The 25,578-nt window shown below is 31.1% G+C and carries 31 protein-coding genes and 1 tRNA gene; 16 read left to right on the top strand and 16 right to left on the bottom strand.

Annotated elements, in window-relative coordinates; genetic code table 11:
- The first annotated feature begins 12 nt into the window (after positions 1-12).
- The gene (locus HA146_RS06590) at positions 13-1,818 is read left to right on the top strand and encodes an ArnT family glycosyltransferase (RefSeq protein WP_209108778.1); all 1,806 of its coding nucleotides are present in this window, start codon (positions 13-15) and stop codon (positions 1,816-1,818) included.
- On the opposite strand, the gene HA146_RS06585 is transcribed toward HA146_RS06590, so the two are convergent.
- The 5 genes from HA146_RS06585 to HA146_RS06565 all read right to left on the bottom strand — a co-directional run bounded on the left by HA146_RS06585 (position 1,815) and on the right by HA146_RS06565 (position 4,460).
- Positions 1,815-2,066 (bottom strand): CopG family transcriptional regulator, encoded by a 252-nt coding sequence (locus tag HA146_RS06585; protein ID WP_209108777.1) that lies wholly within the window; start codon positions 2,064-2,066, stop codon positions 1,815-1,817. The genes HA146_RS06590 and HA146_RS06585 overlap by 4 nt on opposite strands.
- Before the next feature lie 67 nt (positions 2,067-2,133).
- Positions 2,134-2,937, bottom strand: a complete 804-nt coding sequence (locus HA146_RS06580) for an AEC family transporter (protein ID WP_209108776.1) — start codon at positions 2,935-2,937, stop codon at positions 2,134-2,136.
- Positions 2,938-3,142: 205 nt separating this feature from the next.
- Positions 3,143-3,367, bottom strand: coding sequence for a hypothetical protein (locus HA146_RS06575; RefSeq protein WP_209108775.1), 225 nt, complete (start codon positions 3,365-3,367; stop codon positions 3,143-3,145).
- Positions 3,368-3,451: 84 nt separating this feature from the next.
- Positions 3,452-3,709, bottom strand: coding sequence for a SemiSWEET family sugar transporter (locus tag HA146_RS06570; RefSeq protein WP_209108774.1), 258 nt, complete (start codon positions 3,707-3,709; stop codon positions 3,452-3,454).
- 16 nt (positions 3,710-3,725) lie between these two features.
- Positions 3,726-4,460 (bottom strand): AhpC/TSA family protein, encoded by a 735-nt coding sequence (locus HA146_RS06565; protein ID WP_209108773.1) that lies wholly within the window; start codon positions 4,458-4,460, stop codon positions 3,726-3,728.
- Positions 4,461-4,603: 143 nt separating this feature from the next.
- Between HA146_RS06565 and fldA the strand changes: the two genes are divergently transcribed.
- The 3 genes from fldA to HA146_RS06550 all read left to right on the top strand — a co-directional run bounded on the left by fldA (position 4,604) and on the right by HA146_RS06550 (position 7,060).
- Positions 4,604-5,128 carry a flavodoxin FldA gene (fldA, locus tag HA146_RS06560; protein ID WP_209108772.1) on the top strand — a complete coding sequence of 175 codons (525 nt, stop codon included), beginning with the start codon at positions 4,604-4,606 and terminating at the stop codon, positions 5,126-5,128.
- Positions 5,129-5,272: 144 nt separating this feature from the next.
- Positions 5,273-6,331 (top strand): chlorophyll a/b binding light-harvesting protein, encoded by a 1,059-nt coding sequence (locus tag HA146_RS06555; RefSeq protein ID WP_209108771.1) that lies wholly within the window; start codon positions 5,273-5,275, stop codon positions 6,329-6,331.
- A gap of 75 nt (positions 6,332-6,406) precedes the next feature.
- The gene (locus HA146_RS06550; protein WP_209108770.1) at positions 6,407-7,060 is read left to right on the top strand and encodes a DUF3386 domain-containing protein; all 654 of its coding nucleotides are present in this window, start codon (positions 6,407-6,409) and stop codon (positions 7,058-7,060) included.
- Positions 7,061-7,064: 4 nt separating this feature from the next.
- On the opposite strand, the gene HA146_RS06545 is transcribed toward HA146_RS06550, so the two are convergent.
- Both HA146_RS06545 and HA146_RS06540 read right to left on the bottom strand, forming a co-directional pair.
- The gene (locus tag HA146_RS06545; RefSeq protein WP_209108769.1) at positions 7,065-7,310 is read right to left on the bottom strand and encodes a hypothetical protein; all 246 of its coding nucleotides are present in this window, start codon (positions 7,308-7,310) and stop codon (positions 7,065-7,067) included.
- Between the two features lie 102 nt (positions 7,311-7,412).
- The gene (locus tag HA146_RS06540) at positions 7,413-8,054 is read right to left on the bottom strand and encodes a methyltransferase domain-containing protein (RefSeq protein ID WP_209108768.1); all 642 of its coding nucleotides are present in this window, start codon (positions 8,052-8,054) and stop codon (positions 7,413-7,415) included.
- A gap of 323 nt (positions 8,055-8,377) precedes the next feature.
- Here HA146_RS06540 and HA146_RS06535 point away from each other — a divergent pair, with 323 nt between their 5' ends.
- The 4 genes from HA146_RS06535 (at position 8,378) to HA146_RS06520 (ending at position 11,714) form a co-directional block, all read left to right on the top strand.
- Positions 8,378-8,710: a phenylpyruvate tautomerase MIF-related protein gene (locus HA146_RS06535; protein WP_209108767.1), complete on the top strand. Its 333-nt coding sequence runs from the start codon at positions 8,378-8,380 to the stop codon at positions 8,708-8,710.
- Positions 8,711-8,738: 28 nt separating this feature from the next.
- On the top strand, positions 8,739-9,125 hold the full coding sequence (locus HA146_RS06530) for a DUF1824 family protein (RefSeq protein WP_209108766.1): 387 nt from the start codon (positions 8,739-8,741) through the stop codon (positions 9,123-9,125).
- Positions 9,126-9,377: 252 nt separating this feature from the next.
- On the top strand, positions 9,378-10,247 hold the full coding sequence (gene glyQ / locus HA146_RS06525; protein ID WP_209108765.1) for a glycine--tRNA ligase subunit alpha: 870 nt from the start codon (positions 9,378-9,380) through the stop codon (positions 10,245-10,247).
- Positions 10,248-10,376: 129 nt separating this feature from the next.
- On the top strand, positions 10,377-11,714 hold the full coding sequence (locus HA146_RS06520) for an iron uptake porin (protein ID WP_209108764.1): 1,338 nt from the start codon (positions 10,377-10,379) through the stop codon (positions 11,712-11,714).
- Between the two features lie 121 nt (positions 11,715-11,835).
- Here HA146_RS06520 and HA146_RS06515 read toward each other — a convergent pair whose 3' ends face one another.
- Both HA146_RS06515 and HA146_RS06510 read right to left on the bottom strand, forming a co-directional pair.
- Positions 11,836-12,075, bottom strand: a complete 240-nt coding sequence (locus HA146_RS06515; protein ID WP_209108763.1) for a hypothetical protein — start codon at positions 12,073-12,075, stop codon at positions 11,836-11,838.
- Between the two features lie 74 nt (positions 12,076-12,149).
- Positions 12,150-12,815: a Fe2+-dependent dioxygenase gene (locus tag HA146_RS06510; protein WP_209108762.1), complete on the bottom strand. Its 666-nt coding sequence runs from the start codon at positions 12,813-12,815 to the stop codon at positions 12,150-12,152.
- Between the two features lie 102 nt (positions 12,816-12,917).
- On the opposite strand from HA146_RS06510, the gene HA146_RS06505 reads away from it, so the two are divergent.
- The 3 genes from HA146_RS06505 to HA146_RS06495 all read left to right on the top strand — a co-directional run bounded on the left by HA146_RS06505 (position 12,918) and on the right by HA146_RS06495 (position 14,750).
- Positions 12,918-13,940: an extracellular solute-binding protein gene (locus HA146_RS06505; protein WP_209108761.1), complete on the top strand. Its 1,023-nt coding sequence runs from the start codon at positions 12,918-12,920 to the stop codon at positions 13,938-13,940.
- Positions 13,941-14,004: 64 nt separating this feature from the next.
- Positions 14,005-14,089, top strand: a tRNA-Ser gene (locus tag HA146_RS06500).
- 235 nt (positions 14,090-14,324) lie between these two features.
- Positions 14,325-14,750, top strand: a complete 426-nt coding sequence (locus HA146_RS06495) for a hypothetical protein (protein WP_209108760.1) — start codon at positions 14,325-14,327, stop codon at positions 14,748-14,750.
- Positions 14,751-15,163: 413 nt separating this feature from the next.
- Here HA146_RS06495 and HA146_RS06490 read toward each other — a convergent pair whose 3' ends face one another.
- Positions 15,164-15,406 carry a hypothetical protein gene (locus HA146_RS06490; RefSeq protein ID WP_209108759.1) on the bottom strand — a complete coding sequence of 81 codons (243 nt, stop codon included), beginning with the start codon at positions 15,404-15,406 and terminating at the stop codon, positions 15,164-15,166.
- Positions 15,403-15,588 (bottom strand): hypothetical protein, encoded by a 186-nt coding sequence (locus HA146_RS06485; protein ID WP_209108758.1) that lies wholly within the window; start codon positions 15,586-15,588, stop codon positions 15,403-15,405. Before HA146_RS06485 ends, HA146_RS06490 begins: the two co-directional genes overlap by 4 nt.
- Positions 15,589-15,927: 339 nt before the next feature.
- Here HA146_RS06485 and HA146_RS06480 point away from each other — a divergent pair, with 339 nt between their 5' ends.
- On the top strand, positions 15,928-16,086 hold the full coding sequence (locus HA146_RS06480) for a hypothetical protein (protein WP_193742653.1): 159 nt from the start codon (positions 15,928-15,930) through the stop codon (positions 16,084-16,086).
- An 88-nt stretch (positions 16,087-16,174) separates the two neighbouring features.
- Entirely contained in the window at positions 16,175-16,777 is a 603-nt protein-coding gene (locus tag HA146_RS06475; RefSeq protein ID WP_209108757.1) for a rhomboid family intramembrane serine protease, read from the top strand.
- 25 nt (positions 16,778-16,802) lie between these two features.
- Here HA146_RS06475 and HA146_RS06470 read toward each other — a convergent pair whose 3' ends face one another.
- Entirely contained in the window at positions 16,803-16,961 is a 159-nt protein-coding gene (locus HA146_RS06470; RefSeq protein WP_209108756.1) for a hypothetical protein, read from the bottom strand.
- Between the two features lie 54 nt (positions 16,962-17,015).
- Here HA146_RS06470 and HA146_RS06465 point away from each other — a divergent pair, with 54 nt between their 5' ends.
- Together HA146_RS06465 and HA146_RS06460 are read left to right on the top strand one after the other, a co-directional pair.
- A complete protein-coding gene (locus tag HA146_RS06465; RefSeq protein ID WP_245211330.1) occupies positions 17,016-17,207 on the top strand; it encodes a hypothetical protein in 192 nt (63 codons plus the stop codon).
- A 1,415-nt stretch (positions 17,208-18,622) separates the two neighbouring features.
- The gene (locus HA146_RS06460; RefSeq protein WP_209108755.1) at positions 18,623-20,446 is read left to right on the top strand and encodes a hypothetical protein; all 1,824 of its coding nucleotides are present in this window, start codon (positions 18,623-18,625) and stop codon (positions 20,444-20,446) included.
- A 14-nt stretch (positions 20,447-20,460) separates the two neighbouring features.
- Here HA146_RS06460 and HA146_RS06455 read toward each other — a convergent pair whose 3' ends face one another.
- Together HA146_RS06455 and HA146_RS06450 are read right to left on the bottom strand one after the other, a co-directional pair.
- On the bottom strand, positions 20,461-20,712 hold the full coding sequence (locus HA146_RS06455) for a 2Fe-2S iron-sulfur cluster binding domain-containing protein (RefSeq protein WP_209108754.1): 252 nt from the start codon (positions 20,710-20,712) through the stop codon (positions 20,461-20,463).
- Complete coding sequence (locus HA146_RS06450) at positions 20,709-22,238, bottom strand: cobyric acid synthase (RefSeq protein ID WP_209108753.1); 1,530 nt, start codon at positions 22,236-22,238, stop codon at positions 20,709-20,711. Before HA146_RS06450 ends, HA146_RS06455 begins: the two co-directional genes overlap by 4 nt.
- A gap of 66 nt (positions 22,239-22,304) precedes the next feature.
- On the opposite strand from HA146_RS06450, the gene HA146_RS06445 reads away from it, so the two are divergent.
- Positions 22,305-22,925, top strand: a complete 621-nt coding sequence (locus HA146_RS06445; RefSeq protein WP_209108752.1) for a nucleoside triphosphate pyrophosphatase — start codon at positions 22,305-22,307, stop codon at positions 22,923-22,925.
- A gap of 50 nt (positions 22,926-22,975) precedes the next feature.
- Here HA146_RS06445 and psbC read toward each other — a convergent pair whose 3' ends face one another.
- Together psbC and psbD are read right to left on the bottom strand one after the other, a co-directional pair.
- Positions 22,976-24,358 (bottom strand): photosystem II reaction center protein CP43, encoded by a 1,383-nt coding sequence (gene psbC / locus HA146_RS06440; protein WP_209108751.1) that lies wholly within the window; start codon positions 24,356-24,358, stop codon positions 22,976-22,978.
- The gene (gene psbD / locus HA146_RS06435) at positions 24,342-25,418 is read right to left on the bottom strand and encodes a photosystem II D2 protein (photosystem q(a) protein) (protein WP_209108750.1); all 1,077 of its coding nucleotides are present in this window, start codon (positions 25,416-25,418) and stop codon (positions 24,342-24,344) included. The genes psbC and psbD overlap by 17 nt, the downstream gene beginning before the upstream one ends.
- Positions 25,419-25,578: the final 160 nt, after the last annotated feature.

Raw genomic sequence — 25,578 nt, 5'->3', positions numbered from 1 at the left:
TTAATATAGTAAATGATTCTTCTAAATTCAAAAAAAAGGATTATAACCTTATTAATAGTTTTAGTTTCTGGGATTATTTTATTTATTTTAGATTTAGGGAAAACAGGACTGGTGGATGAAACCCCACCTTTATTTGCCGCTGCTGCACGGGCAATGAGTGAATCTGGGGATTGGTTAACGCCAAAAGTCAATGGAATTTTCCGTTTTGATAAGCCTCCACTAATATATTGGCTAATGGGTTTTTTTTACTCATTACCAAAAAATGAGATTTGGGATAGTTTCGGGACACTCTCAGCCAGACTTCCTTCGGCTTTAGGCTCATTATTTTTAATGCTGATGATTGGAGATACCTTGTGTTGTTGGCCACAGAAAGGTGATAAGTATTTCCTCACTCCAATAGTTGCATCATTAGGTTTTGCTCTGTCTCCATTAATAATCATCTGGAGTAGAACTGCTGTGAGTGATTCTCTATTAACTGGAACTTTAGGAATTAGCCTGCTTTTATTTTGGAGAAGAATGGCAAGTGAGAATAATGATAAATGCATCTCAGCATGGGTATTTTTGGGGTTAGCAATTTTAACGAAAGGACCTGTTGCATTTGTTTTAGCAACACTTACTATTACATCATTTTTATTTATTCAGAAAGATTGGAGAAGTTTGCTTTGCAAGATAAACCCTAAGAAAGGTTTATTAATAACAATTCTAATAAGTGTTCCATGGTATATCTTAGAACTGATTAAAGAAGGAAAGCCTTTTTGGGACAATTTTTTTGGTTATCATAATTTTCAAAGATATACATCAGTTGTCAATAATCATGCTGAGCCGTTCTGGTTTTTTCTCTACATAATGATATTGGCTTCATTACCATTCACCCCTTTTTTATATCACGGTGTATTTGAAGCTTTTAAGGATTTCTCGAAAAGTTTAAAAGAAAGTTGCAAGGTTTCTGAAACCCTTTATACATATTCCCTATGCTGGTTAACATCAGTTTTAATCTTCTTTAGTATTTCTGCTACGAAACTGCCAAGCTATTGGTTGCCAGCAATTCCAGCGGCTGCAATTTTAATCAGTAATAGCTTTATAAACTTAAAAGATCGAAATAAAACTTATGTATATTTATGGATTATTAATATTTTAATTTTGTTTGGACTTTCAATAGCATTCTTTTTCTCAAATATTTGGTTAGGTTCAATAAATGATCCTGAAATGCCTAATCTTGCATCTGATCTAATAAGTTATGGGATAATTTTTAAAGCCAAATTATTTTTCTCTTTATTTACTGTTCTTGCAATAATTTTATTTTCTTTAAAAGCCAAAGATATCTTTCTTTATCTTCAAATTTTGCTCCTAATTGGACAAACTTTTTTGATGTCGCCAATAAGAAAATTAGCAGATACTTCAAGGCAATTACCTTTAAGGAATATCTCAAAATTAATTTTAGGTATTCGTGATGGGAAGGAAACTCTAGCAATGATTGGGATAAGAAAACCGTCTTTACATTATTATTCGAGACAAATAGTTTTTTATGAGCCAAATACTAAAGAAGGATTAATTAACCTGTCAGACAGAATAAATACTGACAGGCGAAAAAATTATAAGGATCAACCTGATTATGAATACAAATCTTTATTGGTTGTTATAGACGATTATTCTTCCCAAGAACCTCATTGGTCAAAAATTAATCATCAAAAATTGGGCCAATATGGGATTTATAATTTATGGCGTATTCAGAAAAGTGATTTAAATAAGTTTTCTGATTTTTTAGTTAAAAGTGGTTATAAATCTGACTGGAAAAATAGAAAAGTTGAGAAATTTTAACAAAGCCTTTTTTTAAGAATAGCTTTTTTCAGGTCATCAAGGCTGCACTTATTTGGAATTTCAATTTGATGCAAATCTTCGAGTAATTCGAGATCAATTACAGAATCTTCAGCTAAAAAACTAAAAACTTCATTAATGCTTATTCCCATATCTTGAGCCATCTCTGTTATAAGCCTTAGAGTATCCTTCCTCAAAGAAATCCTGAGATTTAAAGGAATATATTCATTTTCAGGGCTTGCTGACTTCATAACCTAAATCTTAAGACATTATGTAGTTATCCGGATATTATCTTTACAATATTCATTAACCATGCGTCTAACCTTTGTAAGTCGTTTCATTGACTGCTTTTATGCAAATTGTTAAAAGAGGAATTGTAACTATTGAAATTAAAGTTGTGGAAAAAAGAATTTTTGAAGCGATCTTTTGTCTCACTCCATAAGCCTCTGCCATTAAAATTGTTGATATTGCCGTTGGAGTTCCTGCCTGAAGAATTACTGCTGCTGATTGATAGAAGTCAAAATTTAGAAATTTGCTTGCTAAAAAAATAATAAAAGGAAGAATAAATAACTTTAATAAAATGGAAAATTTAATTTCTTCATTTAGATCAAGAATCTTATCCTTTTGATTTGTTATTAATCCAAGTCTTGTTCCTACAGTAATTATTGCCAAAGCAATAACTATTCTTGCAGGGACCCAAAGATAATTACCTAAGGCCCCATCTATTTGGAAAAGGTATGCTAAAAGTACACCAATTATCCCTCTTGATGCAGGACTATTTATCAATGCATTTAATAATCCTTTGATATATGGGATATTATTTTTTTGAGATTTTTTTTGTAGAAAAAAAGGTCCAAATATCCAAGCGAATAGTGTTGTCCCTAAATCAAATCCTATAGTAAAGTTTATGGTTTTTGAAGGGAGAAGAGCTATTGCAATTGGTATTCCAAGAAATGATGTATTACCTATTAGGCCTGCCAGCTGCAAGCTGTAATTTGGAAGTCTGTTTTTAAATATTGGGAATATGTTTATTAAAATTAATAAAAATCCAATTATAGAAAATGCCAATATTGCACTTTTAATTAGGTTTATATCTATACCCTCTTTTAATAAAAGACCCATTACACTTAATGGAATGCCAAATCTTATTAAAGGTCTTGCAATATTTTCAGAAATCTTTGGGTTCTTTTTACCAAGAAAAAAACCAAAAATTAAGAAAGGGATAATATTTATAAAAAGAGAGTAGATGGTATTAATTAAATATTCATTAAAGTAATATTAACTTGCCGGAGTGCAGTAAAAAAAAGTTTTTTTTGGTATGGATTATTTAAATTATTTTCCATAATGCTTTATCTGGGATTATCGGAGATTTATATAAATTTTCTGGTTCTCTAGTCGAAACTCTCCAAGTTGGAACTCTACAAGTTACGTAAGCAGGACTTTCTATTAAAACCCCCGGTTTCTCGTCAAAAGTGCATGTAAACCCTTCTTTCCAAAAACCACTATTGTTAAGGCTTCCTTTAAACCAAACCCAGCATTTTGAAGTTTTCAAGATCAGTAAATTTTAATTCTATAATAATTACTTTTTAAGTAAAATAGAAATACTTTAATACTATTAGAGCTACTATTGCTGTCTTTAGTTTTTTGAAAAATATATCTTTGAGATTAATATCAATAGATTTAAGATTAAGGTAATTAAATTAGCTATCAGTATTGGTGTAGATGAAATCTTATAACCGTAAATAATCCAAGACAATACCCCGATAATAAACATTACTAAAGTTGTCAAAGAAACATCATCTGCCTTTTTCGTTCTTAAAGTTTTTATCAATTGAGGTAAAAATGCAGCTGTTGTTAGAATCGCTGCAAAATAACCAAATATGTCTATATTCATAAAAAGGTTTTAAAAACTATTCTTTAATTAAATTAGATAAAAATCCTAAAGGATCTCTCATGTTTGATGAATATCCAAGAACATCCCTCGAAAAAAATTTATAAATAATTTGATTTTTTTCATTTAATAAAAAAGAAGCCCCTCTTTGAGGAAGGTATTTTTCATTAAGTATATAATCACTCCAATTTTGAATTATTTCATTCATATTATTCAATCTAAATGTTGCCAATTCAAATGGTCTTAAATAACCATCCCCGAAAACCTGTCTGAAAGAATTACCAGAAAATTTTAGAAATTTTAAAACGTCAATATTGTCGAGTTCTGAATAGATTTGTTTTGCTTTACTGTCTCCTGTGTAACCTCTAAAAACTTCTTGTATTGTTTTAAAAGAATTTATTCCAGATAGCATCAAAAGCATATTTATCCAACCTCCTAAACCTATATCTAATCCTCTTGAGACTTTTAGATTATTATGAATTTGGTTATCAGAAACAACCATTAAATTTTCTTTACTAAAGCCAGTAAAGTTACAGAATTTTTCTTTGCCATTTTGATTGCCAATAGCTATAGCAAAAACATCTAAATTGTTATCTTGATGATTATCGATAAAATTTTTCAAATTTATTGCATATTCAAAGCTATCAAAATCTCCCAATAAACCAAATAAAACAATTAATTTAAACCCCCCCCTACCTTTAAAGTTAAATTCTTCAACAAGATTATTTATATCATTTTGAAATTTATTAGTCATGATGCTTGAAATGTTTTTTTATGAATTATTCTCAAAAAAATTTTCTTACTTTAATTAGTATAAAATTTTACATGAAAAAGTTTTTAAAGAAATTAATTTAACGTTTTTAGATTTTATTATTTTAAGGTAAACATTTTGAAGTTATGACTGTAGGAATTTATTACGCAACTACAACTGGAAAAACTGAAGATGTGGCGGATCGTCTTCACAACTTTTTTTCTTCAGCGGAAGCACCTAAAGATGTATCTGATGTAGATGATCTTTCAGAATTTGAAGGCCTTGATGGAATTATCTGTGGGATACCTACTTGGAATACCGGAGCAGATGAAGAAAGATCAGGAACTGCATGGGATTCAATCCTAGAGGATATTGGTGAACTAAGTTTATCAGGGAAAAAGGTTGCAATTTTTGGTTTAGGAGATTCTTCTACCTATACAGAAAATTACTGTGATGCCATGGAAGAACTTCATAGCTACTTCACTAAAGCAGGCGCCGAAATGGTCGGTTACGTAGATAAATCTTCTTATACATTTGATGAGTCTAAAAGCGTAATTGGAGAAACCTTTTGTGGATTACCTCTTGATGAGGATAGTGAATCTGATTTAACTGATTCACGTCTTGAAGCATGGGCTTCTCAGCTAAAGGGAGAAATTCCCTCATTGGCATAAGCTATTGAATATATTACTTCCTAAATTTGTAACATTTGTTCTTTAACAATATGTTTTTTTTACATAAGTAATTAAATCTGTAAAGAACATGTAAAAACTCATACTGATTAACAATATGCTCAACATGCTGTTTATTTAAATCAAGTGTTACAAACTTACGGAAAATCTGATGTCACCTATGACTGGTACGCAGGGAATTCTGGTGTTGTTGGCCGTTCAGGTAAATTCATAGCTTCTCACGCTGCTCATGCAGGACTTATGATGTTCTGGGCAGGTGCTTTTGGATTATTTGAGTTGGCTCGTTACGACGCCAGTATTCCAATGGGGGCACAAAACTTAATTTGTTTACCTCACCTCGCAGGTCTTGGGATTGGTGGTATTGAAAATGGAGTTATTACTGAAACATATGGAATTGTTGTAATTAGTACATTGCATCTAATCTTTTCTGCTGTTTTGGGTGCTGGGGGATTATTACATTCCACTAAATTTGCTGGGGATCTTGCAGATTATCCTGAAACCAGTAAGCCAAGAAAATTCGACTTTGAATGGGATGATCCAGATAAATTAACTTTTATTCTTGGCCATCATTTAATCTTTTTAGGTATAGGAGCTATTTGGTTCGTAGAATGGGCTAAATGGCATGGTATTTATGACCCAGCTCTTGGAGCAGTAAGACAAGTTGAATATGATTTGAATTTGTCACATATATGGAATCATCAATTTGATTTTCTAAAAATAGATAGTCTAGAAGATGTTTTGGGAGGTCATGCATTTCTAGCCTTTTTAGAAATTATTGGTGGAATTTTCCACATTTTTACTAAGCAAGTTGGAGAATATACAGAATTCAAAGGTAAAGGTTTACTAGGTGCTGAGGCTATTTTGTCTTACTCAGTAGTAGGCGTTTCCTATATGGCTTTTGTAGCGGCATTCTGGTGTGCTTCAAACACAACAATATACCCAGTTGATCTTTATGGGGAACCTTTAAAACTTCAATTTGAGTTCGCTCCTTATTTTATTGACACAGTTGATTTAGGTTCTAGTCTAAATAGCTCAAGAGCCTGGCTTGCAAATTCTCATTTCTATTTGGGATTCTTTTTCTTACAAGGTCATTTATGGCATGCTCTAAGAGCAATGGGATTTGACTTTAAGAAAATTGGTCAAGCATTTGACAATATGGAAAACGCAAAAATTACTCAAAAATAGTTTAATTTATCAAAAAACCTCTCCTTATAATAGAGAGGTTTTTTTGTAGAATTATTTTTATGAGTTTAAAAATTAATGGAGAATCTAAAAGAAATTAATTGTAAGGAGATTTTTAGAGAGGCTTATGAAAATAGGTATACCTGGAAGAATGAATTTAATGGTTATAAAGGTAAATGTATTTTTTCAAAAAATAGTAGTATTAATGAGGGTGAGTTTGTATTAGGTAAAGATTTTAAACCACATATTCAAAAAATAGATGATGAAAAAATTGTAAAAAGTATTGCCTCTCAATTATTTGAAGTATGTATACATCGGGTAAAGAGAAAATTTCAATCTGTGCATTCAGAGAATAATTTTAATTTAGTAAAAAGTTCTGAAAGCGGTATTGAAATGAGTGTAACTGGCAAGAACGAAGGTGATAAATATAGAGTTAAAAATAATTATATTAATATGGTCTATAGAAAAATTCATGGAACTATAATTGAAATTTTTGTTGATGAATTCATTGATACAGAAAGTGGCTTTCTAAGTAAAAGATATACAAGTCAACAAATTGATCCAAACACTCTCAAACCAAATTCTTTGAATTTGGAATATAAAGATGAATTTATAAATATAGATAATGAGGATTATTGGATTTTAAATTCAAGAACAATAAAATACTTAAACCAAAATCAAGAAGAAGAAATACAAAAATTTGTTTTCGAGGATATATGTTTATTGAACTAATTTTTTATTCAACCAATCTGAAACCTTTATCAAGTAGTTTTTGATATAGGATTCTTGCTCTGAAAGCTAAAATTTGTTCTTCATTTTCATTACTAATTACATGAAAATAATTATTATCAAGCTTGTTTTTGCTAAAGCATACATTTGCTTCGCCTAATCTTAAAGTCCAGTTCTCTTCTTTGGCTAAATGTTGATTAGGTCCAAGATCCCAAGGACATTTTTCAGGATATTTTTCTCTTTTAGAACCCATTATTATAAATTTTAACTATCCAATAGTAGTAAAAATTTAAAAGTATGGCTATGGATTATATTTATTAGATTTTATGGCTTGTTCCTCAATGTAATAAGAGAATTATTTATTTTTAGTCGCAATTAAACAATAAAATGGGTCTTTATTTAAAAAATTAAAGATGTTAAGAGCTGGTTCATTAAACTTTTTAATAATTCTTGGCTCATTAAATCCATTTGATATTAATACTTTTCTAACATATTTGACTCTCTCTTCTTCAGTAGATGAAGTCCATATGTAAGGAGCTTTATGCCAAAATGCTCTATTTGAAAAAGCAATTATAATTTTGCCTTGATCACTCAAAATTCTCAAGATTTCTTTGGTTAAATTTTCTGGATATTGTAAATATTGCCATGCTGCCACCATCAAGCAATAATCCACACTTTCATTATCAAGAGGAATTTCTTGATTTAAATTGAAATTTTGTATCCAATAAGAATCAAAAATCTTGTTTTTTTCAAGTTCTTGTTTGTTTAATCCATGCCCAATAACTTTTTTATATTTTTTCCCTTTAGGCAAATAACTATCCCAACTGGACATTAAATCAAGTACTGTTGAAAAATCTGCGATTTCATTTTCATAAACACCTGATAGATATTGTCTAAAGTTTGAATCTAGATGATAGACAAATTTTGGATCAGAATAAAATTCTTCATCATTACTCTCATCAAGCTTTTTTCTCTGGTAATTATTTAAAACTTCCAAAACAATAAGTAAATGTATATTGAATTTAATAAATAAGAATACATGTTGTGTTTTAAAAATCTATTTTCTATATAAATTAATTAAAAATATTAAAAAAACTAGACATCTATTCAGAAAAAGTTAAATTATTAATTAATAATTTAATTAAAGATGATTAAATTTAAAAGGAGCAAAAAAGGTAGATCCAGAAATGCTCTTTTCAATCCCTATAAAAACGGAATAAGTTCATACGATATGGCATATCTATCATCAAAAAGAGTGGTAAAGAATAAAACTATTTATTCACAAAGTGATTCCCAAAAAGATTATATGGCTGCATAAAAATGCCTTATATTAATATTTTAACATCATCAAAAATAGGGGATAAGAAAAAATTACTTGAAGAAATTTCAACATTAGTTTCATCTTTAACTAACAAATCAAAAAGATTTGTCATGGCAAAATTAGATGATAATTGCGAAATGTATTTTAATGATCAAGCCCCTTGTTGCTTTCTAGAAATCAAGTCAATAGGTTCTTTAAGTCCTTCAGATATGGCAAAGCCAATTTCCGATTTTGTATATGAGAGAATGGGAATACCAATAGATAAGATTTATATTTCTTTCGAGGATGTCTCTGCTTCAATGTGGGCATGGAATGGTAGAACATTTGGATAACAATTTATTTTGTTCAGGAATTCACTAAATGGAAATAAATAACTTATTTGATTTAAACAGCCTCAGATCAGCTCCTCAATTAAGTAAAGTACAAATCAAACAATTACTAGAAGAGCTTGAAGCCAAAATTATAGATGCTGATTGGATAACAATAGGAATAATGGCACCTTCTGATGTTGATGCTATTGGGGCATTAAAATCAATTTCCAAAAAATATTCCTCTGTTAAATTCAAGGATCTAGAATCCCTTAATGCTAATGGAAGTGTTTTTTTAAAAGGTAATCAAAAAACTGGGAATGTTTTTATTAGATCTGAAAATGGTCTTGGAGAAGGAATCTTGTTAACTTGTCAGTATGACCATGAATCTAAAGAGGCCAGTACTTTTGGGCCATTGCCATTAGATTTCTTTAACTAATTAATATTTAATTTACTTTTAAATCTAAAATATTTAAGGCAATAAATTTTTTAACTAGAGAACCATTTCAGAAATTAGAGTTGTTAATTACTTTTGTGATTATTAGTTTGAAAATTTCTTATTTTTACATTTGAAAATATGTCTTTTCTGAGAGCAATTAATATTTTAATAATTTATTTTTGTTCTTCTTCGTGTGAAGCTTTGTTAGTATTGCTTATGGAATTGATTTAAATCTCTCAACTTTTTAATTAGATGTTTTTTCAGGACATAATTCAAAACTTAAACAAATTTTGGTCCGAGGAAGGATGTTTAATAATGCAACCTTATGATACTGAAAAGGGTGCTGGAACAATGAATCCGCATACTTTTTTAAGGGCAATTGGACCAGAGCCTTGGAGTGTCGCATATTCAGAGCCATGTAGAAGACCCACAGATGGACGTTTTGGAGATAATCCAAATAGGGCCCAGCACTACTTTCAATATCAAGTAATAATTAAACCTTCCCCAGAGGGGATTCAAGAAAAATATTTAACATCTTTAGAATCTCTAGGAATTAATCCTAGAAATCACGACATAAGATTTGTGGAAGATAATTGGGAGTCACCAACTCTTGGAGCTTGGGGAGTAGGTTGGGAAGTTTGGTTGGACGGTATGGAAGTTACTCAATTTACTTATTTCCAACAATGCGGGGGATTAGATTGTAATCCAATCCCAATTGAAATTACTTATGGATTAGAGAGGATTGCAACGTTTTTGCAGGATAAGGAAAGTATCTGGGACTTAAATTGGAACAAAAATTTGAAATATAGTGATATTTGGCTTCAATTTGAAAAAAGTCAATGCTCATATAATTTTAATGAATCTAATCCTGATAATCTTAGGAAATTATTTGAAATTTATCAGGATGAGGCAAATAATTTAATCGAAAAGAAATTAACTTACCCTGCCCTTGATTTTGTTCTAAAATGTAGTCATACATTTAATTTGCTTGATGCAAGAGGAGTAATTTCAGTTACAGATCGTGCTCAATATATTGAAAAGATTAGAAAATTAGCCAGAGAAGTTGCATCATCTTGGATTGAAGAAAGAGAACTATTGATGTATCCATTAAATAAAAGATAATTAACCTTTAAATCTTTATGTCCTGTATAAAAAGATACTTCAAAAGGCAACTAATTATTCTTTTGTTTTTTGTTACACCAGATACAGTATAGTTACCCATTCTTGTGGGTAATTTTAGTGTGAGGCACAATGAAACTCTTCCAACAATTGTTGGTTGCTAGTACTGCAGTTGGTTTAATTTCCCCTATTGCAGCACAAGCTTCCGATACAATCAATCTTGAGGGCATGAGTAGCTACGGTCGTAGCGAATCTAAATCCAAAAGAATTGATAACAAATCATTCGTTAACGAAGTTAATGAAAATTTAGCGACACTTAAAGGACGTGTAGATGGTCTAGAAGCTAGACAAAACAATTTTGAGGCTGGTAGTTTCTCTGAAACTACAACTTTAGACGGTAAGGCTGTATTTACACTTGGTGGTGTTGACTATGACTTAGCATCTGAAACAGCTTCTGAAGCTATTCAGGCCATGTATACATACACCATGAACCTAAATACAAGTTTTACTGGTGATGATAATCTTTACGTAAGAATCAAGACAGGTAATCATGCTGACTGGTCTAAAACTAAAACTTATGGTACCTACTTAAGTTCAGCTAACAAGAATGGTGATACTTTAAAAGTTGACAAAATTTGGTATGAATTCCCTCTCGGTGAGAGAAACACAGTTTGGGTAGGTCCAAAAATTGAAAACTATTATATGCATGGAACTACACCTTCCATCTATAAGCCAGTAACAAAGCAATTTACTCTTGGCGGTAATGGAGAAGCATATGGTGCAAGTACAGATACAGGTGCTGGTTGGGCTTACAAAGCAGACAATGGATTTGCAGTTAGTTCAAACATAGGTACTAAATCAAATACATCTTGTTACGAAACTCTTGATCCTTGTGGTACTGATAAGACTAAATCTTACGTAAATTCAGGTCTCCTTACTGACGAAACAAAGACAAGTTGGGCTACCCAAGTTGGTTATACAAAGGATAGATATTCTGTATCAGCTCTTCTAAACGTTAAAACAAATGGTTGGAGTGATACTTATTATCACACAAGTGGCCATGGTGGAACTGCTAAGTCAGGTAAAACTCTTGGTAACTTCACTTCAGTTGGTTTAAGAGGCTGGTGGAGACCAGAAGAAACAGGTACTGCTACTCCAGCAATTTCTGTTGGTTATGACACTACTAGTTATGAAAATGCTACAAATGCTACATCAAACTCTGATGCATATTTTGTTGGTTTAAATTGGAATGATATTTTCCAGGCAGATGACAAAATTGGTATTGCATTTGGACAGCCTACTAAAAATGAAGATAACGATACCGATCCATTCGCGTACGAAGTTTACTATTCATTCAGACCTAATGATTCAATAGAAATCACACCTGCTATATTTGGTGGATCTGATAGAAACGGTACAACTGGTCAAGACTTCACTGGTGCACTAATTGAAACTACATTTAAGTTTTAATTTTACCGATTAAAAAACGCCTTAATAAGCGTTTTTTTTTCTAATTAAATAAATAAAAAAAGCCTTAACCGGCTTTTTTTTATTTTAAATTTAAGAATTGGTTTTATTTAATTTAAAAATATTACCAGCAGTTCTCCCCTTCTCCAATAGGAATACAAGCACTTGATTTTGCTGCTTCGTCAGCTATTTTTTTTGCATCTGCATCTAGTTTGAAATCTGCGTCTAAAGGCATATCAGTATTCCATTCTTTTAATCCTCCTAAATCATTTTCACCTGATTTAACTGGGTTAGTATCTGCAGTTGAAATAGCTAGTGCGCTTGTTGCTGCAATAAAAATTGCAATTGAACTTTTTTTTGGCATTAGATAATTTGCTTTTTTAATATGTTAACCATTTTCAAATTATTATTCTTTTTGTTGTATAAAATGATCTATATTTAATCACCCATAACTCTTAATAGATTTGAATATGATTTGAAAATAAGATCAAGCTCGTCAGATCTGCCATGCTTTGCAAGTAGACTCCTCGCACCTGCATCTAAATCAAATAAATATTCTCTCTCCTCAATACTTTTTACATAACTTTCGATCCATCCAACGCATACTATTCTTTCTCCATTGAGAACACTTTTAACGGAATGCAGATTTGTGCTTGGATAAATTATAATTTCACCTCTATTAAGTTTAAATTTGCTTTCTGAAGTCATATTCTCAATCAATAGTTCACCACCTTCATATTGTTTCTTTTCTGAAAGGAAAATTGTGAATGATAAATCAGCCCTTCCTGATGACATATAGGCATTATCTATATGACGACCATAGCTCATCCCTTTTAAGGATTTTGTGAACATGATTCCATGAATATGTTTTGGCAAAGTAAAACTTTTGATTAAATTATCATCTAAAATCTTTTTTTTAATTAGCAATGATAATTCTTTAGAGATATCTGATTTTCTATTTAGTTGCAAATTATTTTTTACTTTAGAAGCATGGCTTCCTGCAGTATTTTTACCGTCCTCCCAACCTTCAATTTCTTGACCTAATTTTTCTTTTATAAAATTTATTTCTTCAGCATTTAGTAACTGATGAGTTAAATAATTCATATGCAATATAAAAAATGATACATCTTTATGTATAGAAGATCGCTTTTAAAGCCCGAAGACTTTTGATGGGTATAAAGTAACCATAGATACTGATTTGAATAAGTGCAAAAACTAAAAAAAATTTTTTACTCAGCACTAACATTTACATTTTTATTAAATGTTAATTTACCATCTAATTCAACACAAAAAGAAGTAAAAGTTTATTCGGGTAGACACTACAACACTGATAGAGCTATATACAAAAAATTTGCAGAAGAAACAGGAATTAAAGTTAGGTTAATCGAAGCGGCAGGAATTTCTTTAATTGAAAGATTGAAAAGGGAGGGAAAGAATTCCCAAGCAGATTTAATATTGCTAGTTGATGCTGCAAGAATCACGAATGCTGCAAAAGCTGGATTACTTCAGAGTATTCAATCTTCATCCTTAGAAAAAGATGTACCAGATGGTTTAAAAGATAAGGATAAGCAATGGTATGCATTAACTAGAAGAGTAAGAGTTATGGTCGCTAATCCAAAAGTTGTAGATGTGAGTAAGATAAATGACTATACAGATCTAGCTGATCCATCCTTGAAAGGTAAAGTATGTTTAAGGAACAGAAAAAGTCCATATAATCAATCATTGGTAGCTAATCAAATTGTTAATAAAGGTCAAGAGGCAACAAAAACTTGGCTTAATGGGATGATATCTAATGTTTCTCAACCTTTCTTCCCAGGAGATATTTCAATAATCAGAGCAGTTTCTAAGAAAAAGTGCGGAATAGGAATAGTTAATCATTATTATGTAGCAAGGATGTTGGCAGGGATTAATGGAAGAAGAGATGCTTTATATGCAAAAAAAACAGTAGTACTTACACCAAGTCCTGCTCATGTAAATATTAGCGCTGGTGGCGTTGCTAAATATGCCTCTAATAAAGCCGAAGCTATTAAGCTTCTTGAATATTTAGCATCTCCAGGAGGTAGTAAAGGATTAGCTGATCCTACTTTTGAACATCCATTAAAAGAGGTTAATCAAAACCCTATTGTCAAAGATTTTGGAGAATTTACTCCTGACGAGGTTACAGTATACGATCTTGGGGTTAATAACTCTCTTGCAATAAAATTGATGAAAGATGCAGGTTGGAATTAATAATTAAGATAAATAAATAGACCTTATTTTTTTGATTCAATTTTGTAGATAATCAATAAAGCCTGGAGAGGTGGCTGAGTGGTCGAAAGCGAACGACTCGAAATCGTTTAATAGGTAACTATTCGTGGGTTCGAATCCCACCCTCTCCGGATATTCTAATTTTATGTTTTGTAGAAACTCCCAGAAATGATTATACGAAAATGTTTTTAAAAAAAATAAATCACCTTTTTTGACTTTAGTTAAGTTTTGGTTTTTGTCTGTTTGTGATATGTTTGTGATTTCTAAATGTAGTGTTTGTGATTTCCAATTTTAGTTTTTTATTCTCCAACAAAAGATGATTTTTTGAAAGCATTAAGTTATTATTAATTAAAAAATTTATTTTATATGTCTGAAATAGAAGATTCTTTAAAAAAAATACTCAAGTTTATCGATCCATATAAGAAGAACTTTTTATCTTGGTATGGAAGAAACAATAAAAATAAGTACATTACTAAAATTGGAGGAGGAATAATAATTATCTTTCTTGGTAATGCAGTTTTATTTGGAGGTGAAGCAAAGATAAAATTATCAAATGGTTCTACAGTAAAATTTAAAAAAGAAAATGTTTCTTGTAGGAAAGAATCATACCCTGATGGGAACCTGTGGTATTGCAGTGGAAGTGGAGTTATTAAAAATTTGGCAGGATATAAATATACTTATAATAAATCATCCTATGTTTGCGCTTCAGCACTGAATGGTAAAAAAAAGACTAGAGAAATTGGCATGGGAGAACCTGTTTGTATCGCGGCAGAGAAATTCAACAAGTTATAATTTCTGAAAATTTTTTCAAACAAAAAAATAAATTATATTGTTTGACTTTAGTTAAGTATTTTTGTGTTGTGTGTTTGTGATATGTTTGTGATATTTAAATTTTTTTATTAAAAACCTGTTCAGACCTGTTCAGGACTGTTCATATTAAAATCACTCTATGAACACCCTCTCCGGTTTAATAGGATAACTAGTACTCTTGATTTCTTGAGTTCTAGTTCAAATTGCAATGATAGAGAAGAGTTCTAGAAAATATCAGTTTAAATAGTGTTGGTTTTTATTTTTATAAGTTTTGTTGGATGTGGTGGGGGATATCTTTAATGTTTTGGTGGATATTTGATTGACGAAATATGGTGTTGGTGGATTCCTTGAGATCTCTTGTTAATAATGAGTGATTCTGATTATTTTATAGGGAATTACGTATCATCTTCATTTGATTTTTTTTCAAAATCTTTGAATAATGATTGCATTTGACCTGCATTCTCTACAGGATCATATTTATTTAAACCTCTTATTTTTCTCCATCTTGAGTACATATATCCAAGATAGATTCCTTGCATAAAGTTTTTTGCTCCATGCTCTAGAAGATTTTTTGAAAATTTATCATTAAATTTTCCACTTTCTAATAATTCTTTCTGCCAGTTAAATTTTTCTTTCATTGCTGTTGCTGTTCCTCCTGAATTTTCTTCAGTCTTTCGTATTCAACATGCAGAACACCTAGACGCCATGCATCTTTTAATCCTTTTACAACTCCCATTAAGAGTTTCGCATCTGAGGGGGAATGTGACTTCATATTTAAGAAATCTTTCTGCCAAGATTTGTCATCCCATTTAGTGCTCATACTTTCCCTACATACTTTTTGAACGCATCCAAAAAGATTTTAATCATTATCTTTTGAATAAGAAATTTTATGATTTACTTTGTAAGATTAATCCTTTAGCAAAAAACACGAATAAAATTCAAAAAAAATAAGAGGGCAAACAAACCCCCTCTTCTAGTCTTAGTCACCTCTCTGTCCACAAATTAGATTAAGTGCTTTTGAATAGTGAATTATTTCTACTACTACTGAATGGGAATAGAAAGTTGAGACATCCACAAAGCACTAATACTCGAGTATTAATACTCTATTAATTTCAAATGAATAGGAGGATAATTAATTAGTAGAGATATAGGAGGTTTTATGAGACTAACTACTCCATTCACTGCCCTTAGAAATGCAACTTCAGATATTTGGAGAATGCATGATTTTAATTATCAACTACCTAAAGATCAAAGACAAGATTATTGGGAAAAAGAATGCATAGACCACCCAACAAGTTCTCATTGCAAAGTTTACTAAAGGTAATATAAATTAAGATATCAATGAAGACCCTGACAAGGGTCTTTTCTTCTATTTAAGAAGATGTTTTTTTATTTAAAACTAAAAAATGCCTTTTAATAATTCAATCTTTAAATATGATTGGCAGTTTCTTGTGACTGGATTTTTTTTAATCTCAGTTTTTATTTTTACAGATTTAATTGGTGTTATTGATAAAGAATATTTTTACTTTGTACCAAGATTAATTAGTGATCAACCCCATAGGATTTTCACATCAATTCTAATCCATGCAGATTTAAATCATTTATTAAGTAATCTTGGTGGAATAATCATCACTAGATATTTCTTGATGAGACTCGGAATTAAAAGCAGATTTTTTTATTTAAAATTTATTTTAATTTGTTCTTTTTTAAATTTTTTTATTATCTGGTTTTACGAAAAGATTTTATCTTATTTTAATATATATCCAAATTATGCCGCTTTAGGATTTAGTGGAATAATTTATGCTTTTTTTGGATTCCTACTATTAACTTCTTTTTATGGAAAGAGTTATTTTTTAGGTAAAGAAATAGGTTTTAAATCCAATTATGAAGTTCAAAAAATGTCAAAGACAATATGCCTTATAGGGTTGATTTTTTCTTTCTTGCCAGGGGTAAGTTTATTAGGTCATTTAAGTGGATTTATTACAGGATGTTTTTTATTCTTAATCTAATTAATATAGTTATTTTCCCAGATATCTAACTTTTTTCTTTAACTAATTTACTTTTGAATAAATCAATTTTGATATCAAAAGTAACTACTATTCCAATACTTATAAGCAGTAATCCAATCGCAATCTGAGGAGAAGGTAATACCATATAAGAATTATTTTCAACCACCCTACCTAAGTTCTCCAATTAAAGATGAAAGGTTTAGTCATATTAATTCTAAATAAAGCATCACCTTGAAAAATGGCAAAAGTAGAAAATGATATTGATATATTACGCAGTAGGAAATGCAAATACTCAAAGACAAGAAAACGAAATTGCATTAATTATGAAAAAAGTAATTCTGCAGGATGGAAGTTGATGTCAACAAGTACCGCAATAGTAGATACTAAAAACCAGTTTTCAAATCTTTATCTATTTTTGGAAAACAATTAGTAATTAATAGTGTAGATATTTGATACCTTCTGCCATTAAATTATATTTATCAGAAACTGCTCACAAACTAATTTTTGATAACTAAACACCCTTCTGTCTAAATTAGGGTGTTTTTAATGACAAATATACTGCAATAGACAACTTGTAGATGTGACAGTTTAGTAATATCCCATTCGCCCTTCCACGAAAAAGAAAAAAATGTCATATTTTAAAAGTGTGTGAAGGAGTGGTTTTACTAAAACAGTGGAAACAAGGAAACACTTGATTTGGTAACACCAAGAAAGACCTCTAGAAATAGAGGTCTTTTTTTATGCAAACTCACTACTTTTATTGATTTTCCTATTTCTTTCCAAGTGTTATTTTCTATACCGAATTTAGTGACGGGGAATGAATTAAAAGTTAAAGTTTTAATTATATATAGTTCTATATCTTCCTTGATGGTATGCAACTAGGATTTAACCCTCTCATTTTATTAATTAAAATATTTCTATTTCAGAGATAGAAAACTTATTCAAGATTTGCAAGATATATTTTATTAAAGAAAAACAAAAAAGATGCTACCTTAACATATATATTTTAATGAGCGTTAACTTAAAAAGGGGATCTTTTTGAATTACTTATTTTTGATAATTATTTGGAATATTTGATCTTATTTGTTAAAAAAATATGAATTTTAAGTCAGTAATTTTTAAAGTATTTTTTACCTATTTATTGGTTTATTTTTTGGCTTTAATATCTAAATATACCTATGATATTGAATCAATAGTAAATAATATTCAATACAAATATTTGATAGCTTTGAATATAATTTCTATATTTTTAGGTCTTCCTTTTTCGATTATTTTTGACTTTATATTAGTAAAACTTTTTGGGTTATATTATGTTTTATTTTTTTCTCCTGCTTTAACCATTTTAAGTGTAATTCAGGTTCTTATTTTGAGAAAAATTAAATTCAGATTTTCTGGAAATATATTGTTTCTGAAAAAACCAAAGAAAAATTATTTTTATAAATTTTTTGAAAATGTCACCTTTAGATCCTTTTATATCTTAATCATAAGATCTTTCCCAATAATACCTCACGTCTTAGGAAGCTATATTATTGCCTCCTCAAAAATCAAAAAAAAAGTTATCCTAATCAACACATTTTTAGGTTCATTTTTATATTATATTTTTCTTTATTTAATCATCGGGAATGCTTAGTGGAATCTTTCTTTAGGTATTATTGAATTTATGAAATTTTCAACTACATTTTATTCCAACTTATATGTAGATAAGTTTAGACCAAAATATAGAACTATTTACAATATTAGTTGTATACCCTGGTGAATTATTATCTTGGGAAATTTAAGATTGATAATTATAGTTTTTTTTTTGTATAATTGGATGTTAGAAGGTAAGTTTTAGAATTTGTTAATATGAGGATAGTTTTTTATATATTTTTAATTAGTCAATTATTGAATTTTGTGGGAGTCTTTGCAGGTAAAGCAAAAGAAGATTCTTCTAAATTAAATTCGATTAATTGGAAAAAGGTAGATGAAAATAAATCTAAACCATTGCAAAAGATTATCTGGAAATCCTACAAAAATGATGAATTTTATTTTGGAAATAAAAATAAACAAGGTTTAATAAAAAATAGTACGAATTCATCAAACGAAGAAAAAATATATGAATCCTCAAAAATATCAGTTCCTCAGATAACGGAACTCGAACCTTTTTTGCCACTCAATAATTTCCTTGACTATGGTAATTTTCAAACCTCTATAAGGTGGAAATCATCTTTTGATGGAGGTGCCTCGGATGGTATTGGGCAGCAAAATCCCTCATTCGTTTTTGATTACGGAATTTCAGATTCTTCCCTTCTTTCTCTTTATATAACGGGAGCTGATGATGATCTATATAACTTAGTAGACGGTCAGAAAATTAACTATTATTGGCAAAATTATGGACTTTCATTTAAGAAAAAATTAATAGATGAGGAAGATTTTGAATTTGGATTGTCATTAGTATCTACTCTTGAATATTGGAGACATGCTAGTGGATCTGAAACCTCAAAAAGTATATTTAATCAAAGTGATAGTTCACTTGGTAAAGACAAATTTGAAGATCTAGTTGGAGCTTTATCTTTCCCAATATCAAAAAATTTAAATGAAAACTTTACTGCTTTAATTGTCCCCGGCATCACATTTTTGCCTGAGAAATTAGGTTCCAAAGGAATTGGAAAAAATGCGTATGGTAATAATTTCTATATTGGAAGTGGCATTATCTTTAATGCGGCTGAAGATCTTAATCTTCTTTTCTCATATACGACTCCTTTAGGTCCAGGTAATAATTATTTTGATAGTGATTTAAACTACTCTAGAAAGAGTATATATAGTTTTGGTTTGGGATGGGATATTAATTCTAAGATTGGAATTGAAGGAAAAATAACAAACTCATACGGAGCTTCTCCCTCTACTGGATTGCTTACTATTCCCTCAGATAACCTTCCACTTTACTCTGCCAATATTACTTATAAACCCCACGGCGAGGATACATATCTTAATCCTCTAAATGAGAGAGATAGATTTATTAGTAATAGTGGGATTACTGTAAATAATGCCTTGATACCAAGAGCTGGAACTTCACAAATACTTTTTAACTATGATAGTAGAGGTAATTTATTTGGCTCTTATGGTTATTCTTTATCAAATATATTCCAATTAGAGCTTCTAAATATTGGTAGTTTTAATGATTTAAACTTTAGCGGAAGTAAAAATTCAAATTTATATTCGACCTACTTAGGTGAAAATAATATTAATTTTAGGTTAGGCGGTAAGCTTCTAATATTGAGTCCTCAAAAAGATGACCTTTATTGGCTTGCATTAAGAGCATCAGTAGGAAGAAATGATGATACTAATCAAGGGTATTTATTCACAGAATTTATGAATACTTTTAGATTAAACAATTGGTTGGCCTTTAATATTACTCCCAAATACTTTTTTAGTGGGGTGGACAGTTTTGGTGGGATCGGCTTCTCAAGTTATATAAATTTATCAGATAATTTGATGCTTATCCCAGAAATAAATACTTCAATTAAAAAAGATTCGGATTTAAACTCTACTCTTGCATTGAGATATTCTTTCTCACCTGAAAAGTCATTAGATTTGTATTATTCTAATGCCGCAGGAGTTCAAGACCTTGGACAACTTTTGAAAGATAATCAATATAGATTTGGAATTAAGTTTAATTTTTTATATTAATAAAAAAAGAAAGTTTATATTTCCCAAAATGGGTCTGTAGTTAATGAAACTTTAAATAAGCATTTTTTATTGCTTTTAATATCACTTATACATGCTCTTACTGTTGCACCATTCACATCTATTTCGCAGGCTCCACAGCTTCCTGTAAGACAGCCAGTTGGAATTTCAAAACCAGCCTTTTCTGCAGAAGAGAACCAATCATCTCCCTCTGAAACAAATGTTTCATTATTATTTGGCCAAATAATTTTTATTTTTTTTTGTTTCAACTTAAAAATGATGTGAGATTTAAATGTTTATTGAATTCATCCGCAAGATTATCAATAATAGATTCTCTCTTCTTTTTATAAGATATTGATTTTTTATTTAATATTGGTAAATTTTTACTCTTCCTTATTAAATTAAGATATTGATCTCTCCAGCTATCATTTTCAAAGATTCCATGAATATAAGTTCCTGCAACAGTCCCACCCCTATTATTTTCTTTGTACCAACCTAGATCTAAGTCTTTAAAAATAGGGTTAATCTTTAATGAGCTTTGATTATTATCAAATTCAGTTTGCCCATTATGAATTTCAAATCCATTGATTTTTGATTGGCATGGCCATACCGATTCAGAGTTGATTCGTCGTGTTAATTTTTTCTCAAAGAAAGTTGTTTTTAATGGTAGTAATCCAATGCCTTTAATCGTTTGTTCAGACTGACTTTTGGAACCCTCTTTAAAAAAAGGATCATAAAGAGTTGTTCCTAACATTTGTAAACCTCCACAAATTCCAATAATATTTCCCTTATTATTGGAATATTCCCTAATATCCTTAGACAAACCAGACTTTTCAAGAAATATTTGATCTTTAATAGTTTGTTTACTACCGGGCAGAATAATAAAGTCATACTTACTCAAGTTTTGCGATTCTACAATCCATTCAATTAATATTGATTCTTCATTTTCTAATGGATCAAAATCTGAAAAATTACTTATTGATGGTAATTTTATAATTCCGACTTTGATCTCATGATTTGTGGAACGTGATTTTTTTTCTAACAAGTCTAAAGAATCTTCTGGAGGAAATGAATCATTTAACCATGGAATGATTCCAATAACAGGGATTTGAGTTTTATTCTCTATCCATTTTTTACCTTCTTCAAATAATGAAAGATCTCCTCTAAATCTATTTATAATGATTCCCTTAATAAGTTTCTTTTCTTCAGGTTTCATTAATTCAAGGGTTCCGATTATTTGTGCAAATATGCCCCCTCTTTCAATATCAGTAACTAAAATACAATTTGCTTTTAAATACTTTGCAATTCTTAAATTAGTAAGGTCTCTATGAATTAAATTCATTTCTACTGGACTGCCAGCTCCTTCGATAATTAAACGGCAATTTGGATTTCTTTTGTAAATAGATTTTATACTTTTTTTAATTATTTCCCATCCTGGAATAAACCAATCTTTGTAGTAATATTTTGCGGTTGTGGTTCCTATGCTTTTGCCAAGGTGAATAACTTCGCTTATTGAGTTTCCTTGTGGTTTTAATAAAATGGGGTTCATTTCTGAGGAAGGATTAATACCACAAGCAAATGCTTGAAGTGCTTGTGAATATGCCATCTCTCCCCCTTCCCAATCAACCCAAGCGTTGTTACTCATATTTTGTCCTTTAAAGGGTATTGGCTCTTCTCCTGAATTTTTAAGAATCCTGCAAATTGCTGTTACCGTTAATGATTTTCCTGCCCCACTGGAAGTGCCTAGGACCATAATTGGTTTCTTTATTGCATATGATTTCGCTTCTAACTGCATTTGTGGTTTATATTAATTGTGAAATTTATTAATTTGTAAATTGAATTATAATTCGAAAAAAAATTTGTGTTAATTCTAGCCTCTGCTTCCCAATCTAGAAAGAAATTACTAGAAAATTGTCAAATTGAGTTCCTTCAAATTTCAAGTAATTTTGATGAGTCTTTAATCAAAGATGAGAATATACCTAATTTAGCTTTGGAATTATCTTTTCAAAAGGCTCATAGTTTATCTCAAAATATTCAAAAAACATTATTGCCAGAAGACTTTAATTATGGTTTATTGGAAATTCTTGGATGTGATTCAATCTTTGAATTTAAAGGGAAAGCTTTTGGAAAACCATCTAATAAAGAAGAGGCATTTATTAGATGGGAAAAAATGTCTGGAGAATTTGGTTTTTTACATACTGGTCATACTCTAATAATTGGAAATTTTGATGCTAATTATAATATGTTTAAAATCACTGAAACAATTAAAGAAACAGTAAGTTCAAGAGTTTATTTTTCTAAGTTAGAGGATTGGGAAATAAAGAGTTATGTAGACACCCGTGAACCTTTATACTGCGCTGGAGGCTTTGCTTTGGAGGGTATAGGAGGAAAATATATAGAAAAAATAGAAGGTTGTTTTAGTAATGTAATGGGATTAAGTTTGCCATGGCTAAGAAAAAATTTATATAAAGAAGTAAGTTGAGCAAAAAAAAAACCCTATCAAAGGATAGGGTTTTTTATATGAGTTAGAGATTAATCTAAATCAGGCATTTCTAAAGCGGGCTCACTCTTTCTGTCAATTCCTTTTTCGAAACCAGCAGCGGCTGCTCTGGCACGTCCAGCATGCCAAAGGTGACCAATAAATGTAAACCATCCTAGGAAGAATTGGGCTGCAGCTAACCATTGTCTTAGGTTAACAAAGTTAACAGCATTAGGCTCTGTAATGATTCCACCAACTGAGTTGATAGAAGCGTTAGGAGCATGAGTCATATATTCAGCAGCTCTTCTAACTTGCCAAGGCTGAATATCATTTTGAATTTTCTCAAGGCTCAATCCATTAGGTCCTCTAAGAGGCTCTAACCATGGTCCTCTGAAATCCCAAAATCTCATTGTTTCACCACCAAATATAATTTCACCTGTAGGAGATCTCATGAGATACTTACCTAAACCTGTTGGTCCCATTGTTGTACCTACGTTAGCTCCAATTCTTTGATCTCTCACAAGGAAAGTAAAGCTTTGGGCCTGTGAAGCTTCAGCATTTGTAGGACCGTAAAACTCTGATGGGTAAGCAGTATTGTTAAACCAGATGAATGTGGATGCAATAAAACTTGCTACACAAATTCCACCAAGAGCATAACTTAGTAGACCTTCACCGTTCCAAATGAATGCTCTTCTTGCCCATCCAAATGGTTTTGTAAAGACATGGAATAGACCTCCAAGTATTTCTATTACACCAACATAAACGTGGCCACCAACGATATCTTCAATTGAGTTAACACCGATTAGAGAACCAGCACCTCCCCATGGAGATCTAAATAGATAACCAAAAATTACCCTTGGATCCAAAGTTGGATTAATAAGTCGTACTTCTCCGCCACCAGGTGCCCAAGTATCATATGCTCCACCAATAAAACACCAGTTTACTGACCAAGCTAATGAACCTATACCTAGGACTATTAAATGATAACCAAGAATGTTGGTCATCTGATTTTTATCTCTCCAATCAGTTGAGAAGAAAGGAAAATCTTGCTCAAGCTTTTCTGGACCAGCTAAAGAGTGGTAAATTCCACCAAATCCAAGGACTGCAGAAGCTATTAAATGAACCACACCTACTTGGAAAAAAGGCATGATATCTGTAACTTCGCCACCAGGACCTATCCCATAGCCAAACATAGCAACATGCGGCATACAGATTAGGGCTTGCTCCCACATTGGTTTATCAAAAGTAAAATGATTAACCTCAAAGAGCATCATTGCACCTGCCCAGAAGACTATAAGTCCAGCGTGAGCGATGTGAGCTCCTAATAAACGTCCAGATAAATTGATTAGTCTAGCGTTGCCTACATACCAGGCATAACCAGTTTCTTCAATACTTTGGTTTGGAGCTCTTAATAAATTATTAAAGGGCGTTTCCACGTGGAAGAACCTCCTCAGGGAATACAAAATTTTCGTGTGGTTGATCCACAGAAGACATCCATGCTCGCATACCTTCGTTCAAAAGTATATTCTTTGTATAGAAAGTTTCAAATTCTGGATCTTCTGCTGCACGGATCTCTTGGCTTACAAAATCATAAGCTCTCAAGTTTAGTGCTAAGCCGACAATACCAATTGAAGATGTCCACATACCCATAACAGGTACAAAAAGCATCAAGAAGTGTAAGAAACGCTTGTTAGAGAAAGCAATACCAAAGATTTGACTCCAGAATCTATTCGCTGTAATCATTGAATAGGTTTCTTCTTCTTGTGTTGGGTCAAAAGCTCTAAATGTTGAACTTTGAACCTTGCCATCTGTATAGATACTTGTATCTTCATATAATGTGTTTTGTACTGTAGCCCCATGGATAGCGCAAAGTAGAGCACCTCCAAGAATCCCAGCTACTCCCATCATATGGAAAGGATTAAGAGTGATATTATGAAAACCTTGAATGAACAGAATATAACGGAAGATTGCTGCAACACCAAATGAAGGTGCGAAGAACCAACTATGCTGTCCTAAAGGATAAATAAGGAAAATACTTGTGAATACTGCAATTACTGCTGAGAAAGCTAAAGCGTTGTATGGTCTAATTCCAACAAGGCCAGCAATTTCAAACTGACGAAGCATAAAACCTATAAGGCCAAATACTCCATGTAATGCAACGAAGTTCCAAAGACCACCAAGTTGTAGCCATCTTACAAAACTACCTTGGGCTTCTGGACCCCATAATAAAAGAAGACTGTGACCCATGGCATCTCCAGGGGTACTTACAGCTGCTGTTAGGAAGTTGCAACCTTCTAGGTATGAGCTTGCAACTCCGTGTGTGTACCAAGAGGTAACAAATGTTGTTCCGACGAACCAACCTCCTATCGCAAGATATGCGCAAGGAAGTAGAAGTAGTCCGGACCAACCAATAAATACAAAGCGGTCGCGCTTCAACCAATCATCGAGGACATCAAACCATCCTCTTTGTGGGGCGCTACCAACTGCGATCGTCATGAGAATCGTTTTTAGCTTCGGGATACGGAGTGACTTTAACAAAGATTGAGAGTAATGTGGGGAAATATATGTATATCTGAAATGCGTTGTAAAGCTTTCCTGACTTTTTTATTAAAAATTAGGTAAGAATACTCCCTTAGTTTGTTAAATTATCTGAATT

The sequence above is a fragment of the Prochlorococcus marinus CUG1416 genome, assembly GCF_017695965.1.
In the GTDB taxonomy this organism is placed as follows: Bacteria; Cyanobacteriota; Cyanobacteriia; order PCC-6307; family Cyanobiaceae; genus Prochlorococcus_A.
Note: the sequence above shows the minus strand (reverse complement) of the source record. Positions and strands in the feature narration are given on the sequence as shown.

What these genes read in the sequence shown, in the direction of transcription:
- HA146_RS06545 (WP_209108769.1), bottom strand. Translation starts at nt 7,310, where the DNA reads ATGGGTTCTAAAAGAGAAAAATATCCTGAAAAATGTCCTTGGGATCTT.
- HA146_RS06465 (WP_245211330.1), top strand. Translation starts at nt 17,016, where the DNA reads ATGGCAAAAGTAGAAAATGATATTGATATATTACGCAGTAGGAAATGC.
- HA146_RS06490 (WP_209108759.1), bottom strand. Translation starts at nt 15,406, where the DNA reads ATGAAAGAAAAATTTAACTGGCAGAAAGAATTATTAGAAAGTGGAAAA.
- HA146_RS06475 (WP_209108757.1), top strand. Translation starts at nt 16,175, where the DNA reads ATGCCTTTTAATAATTCAATCTTTAAATATGATTGGCAGTTTCTTGTG.
- HA146_RS06570 (WP_209108774.1), bottom strand. Translation starts at nt 3,709, where the DNA reads ATGAATATAGACATATTTGGTTATTTTGCAGCGATTCTAACAACAGCT.
- HA146_RS06495 (WP_209108760.1), top strand. Translation starts at nt 14,325, where the DNA reads ATGTCTGAAATAGAAGATTCTTTAAAAAAAATACTCAAGTTTATCGAT.
- HA146_RS06520 (WP_209108764.1), top strand. Translation starts at nt 10,377, where the DNA reads ATGAAACTCTTCCAACAATTGTTGGTTGCTAGTACTGCAGTTGGTTTA.
- glyQ (WP_209108765.1), top strand. Translation starts at nt 9,378, where the DNA reads ATGTTTTTTCAGGACATAATTCAAAACTTAAACAAATTTTGGTCCGAG.
- HA146_RS06485 (WP_209108758.1), bottom strand. Translation starts at nt 15,588, where the DNA reads ATGAGCACTAAATGGGATGACAAATCTTGGCAGAAAGATTTCTTAAAT.
- HA146_RS06550 (WP_209108770.1), top strand. Translation starts at nt 6,407, where the DNA reads ATGGAGAATCTAAAAGAAATTAATTGTAAGGAGATTTTTAGAGAGGCT.
- HA146_RS06510 (WP_209108762.1), bottom strand. Translation starts at nt 12,815, where the DNA reads ATGAATTATTTAACTCATCAGTTACTAAATGCTGAAGAAATAAATTTT.
- HA146_RS06590 (WP_209108778.1), top strand. Translation starts at nt 13, where the DNA reads ATGATTCTTCTAAATTCAAAAAAAAGGATTATAACCTTATTAATAGTT.
- HA146_RS06565 (WP_209108773.1), bottom strand. Translation starts at nt 4,460, where the DNA reads ATGACTAATAAATTTCAAAATGATATAAATAATCTTGTTGAAGAATTT.
- HA146_RS06450 (WP_209108753.1), bottom strand. Translation starts at nt 22,238, where the DNA reads ATGCAGTTAGAAGCGAAATCATATGCAATAAAGAAACCAATTATGGTC.
- fldA (WP_209108772.1), top strand. Translation starts at nt 4,604, where the DNA reads ATGACTGTAGGAATTTATTACGCAACTACAACTGGAAAAACTGAAGAT.
- HA146_RS06515 (WP_209108763.1), bottom strand. Translation starts at nt 12,075, where the DNA reads ATGCCAAAAAAAAGTTCAATTGCAATTTTTATTGCAGCAACAAGCGCA.
- HA146_RS06480 (WP_193742653.1), top strand. Translation starts at nt 15,928, where the DNA reads ATGAGACTAACTACTCCATTCACTGCCCTTAGAAATGCAACTTCAGAT.
- psbD (WP_209108750.1), bottom strand. Translation starts at nt 25,418, where the DNA reads ATGACGATCGCAGTTGGTAGCGCCCCACAAAGAGGATGGTTTGATGTC.
- HA146_RS06535 (WP_209108767.1), top strand. Translation starts at nt 8,378, where the DNA reads ATGCCTTATATTAATATTTTAACATCATCAAAAATAGGGGATAAGAAA.
- HA146_RS06530 (WP_209108766.1), top strand. Translation starts at nt 8,739, where the DNA reads ATGGAAATAAATAACTTATTTGATTTAAACAGCCTCAGATCAGCTCCT.
- HA146_RS06460 (WP_209108755.1), top strand. Translation starts at nt 18,623, where the DNA reads ATGAGGATAGTTTTTTATATATTTTTAATTAGTCAATTATTGAATTTT.
- HA146_RS06585 (WP_209108777.1), bottom strand. Translation starts at nt 2,066, where the DNA reads ATGAAGTCAGCAAGCCCTGAAAATGAATATATTCCTTTAAATCTCAGG.
- HA146_RS06580 (WP_209108776.1), bottom strand. Translation starts at nt 2,937, where the DNA reads ATGGGTCTTTTATTAAAAGAGGGTATAGATATAAACCTAATTAAAAGT.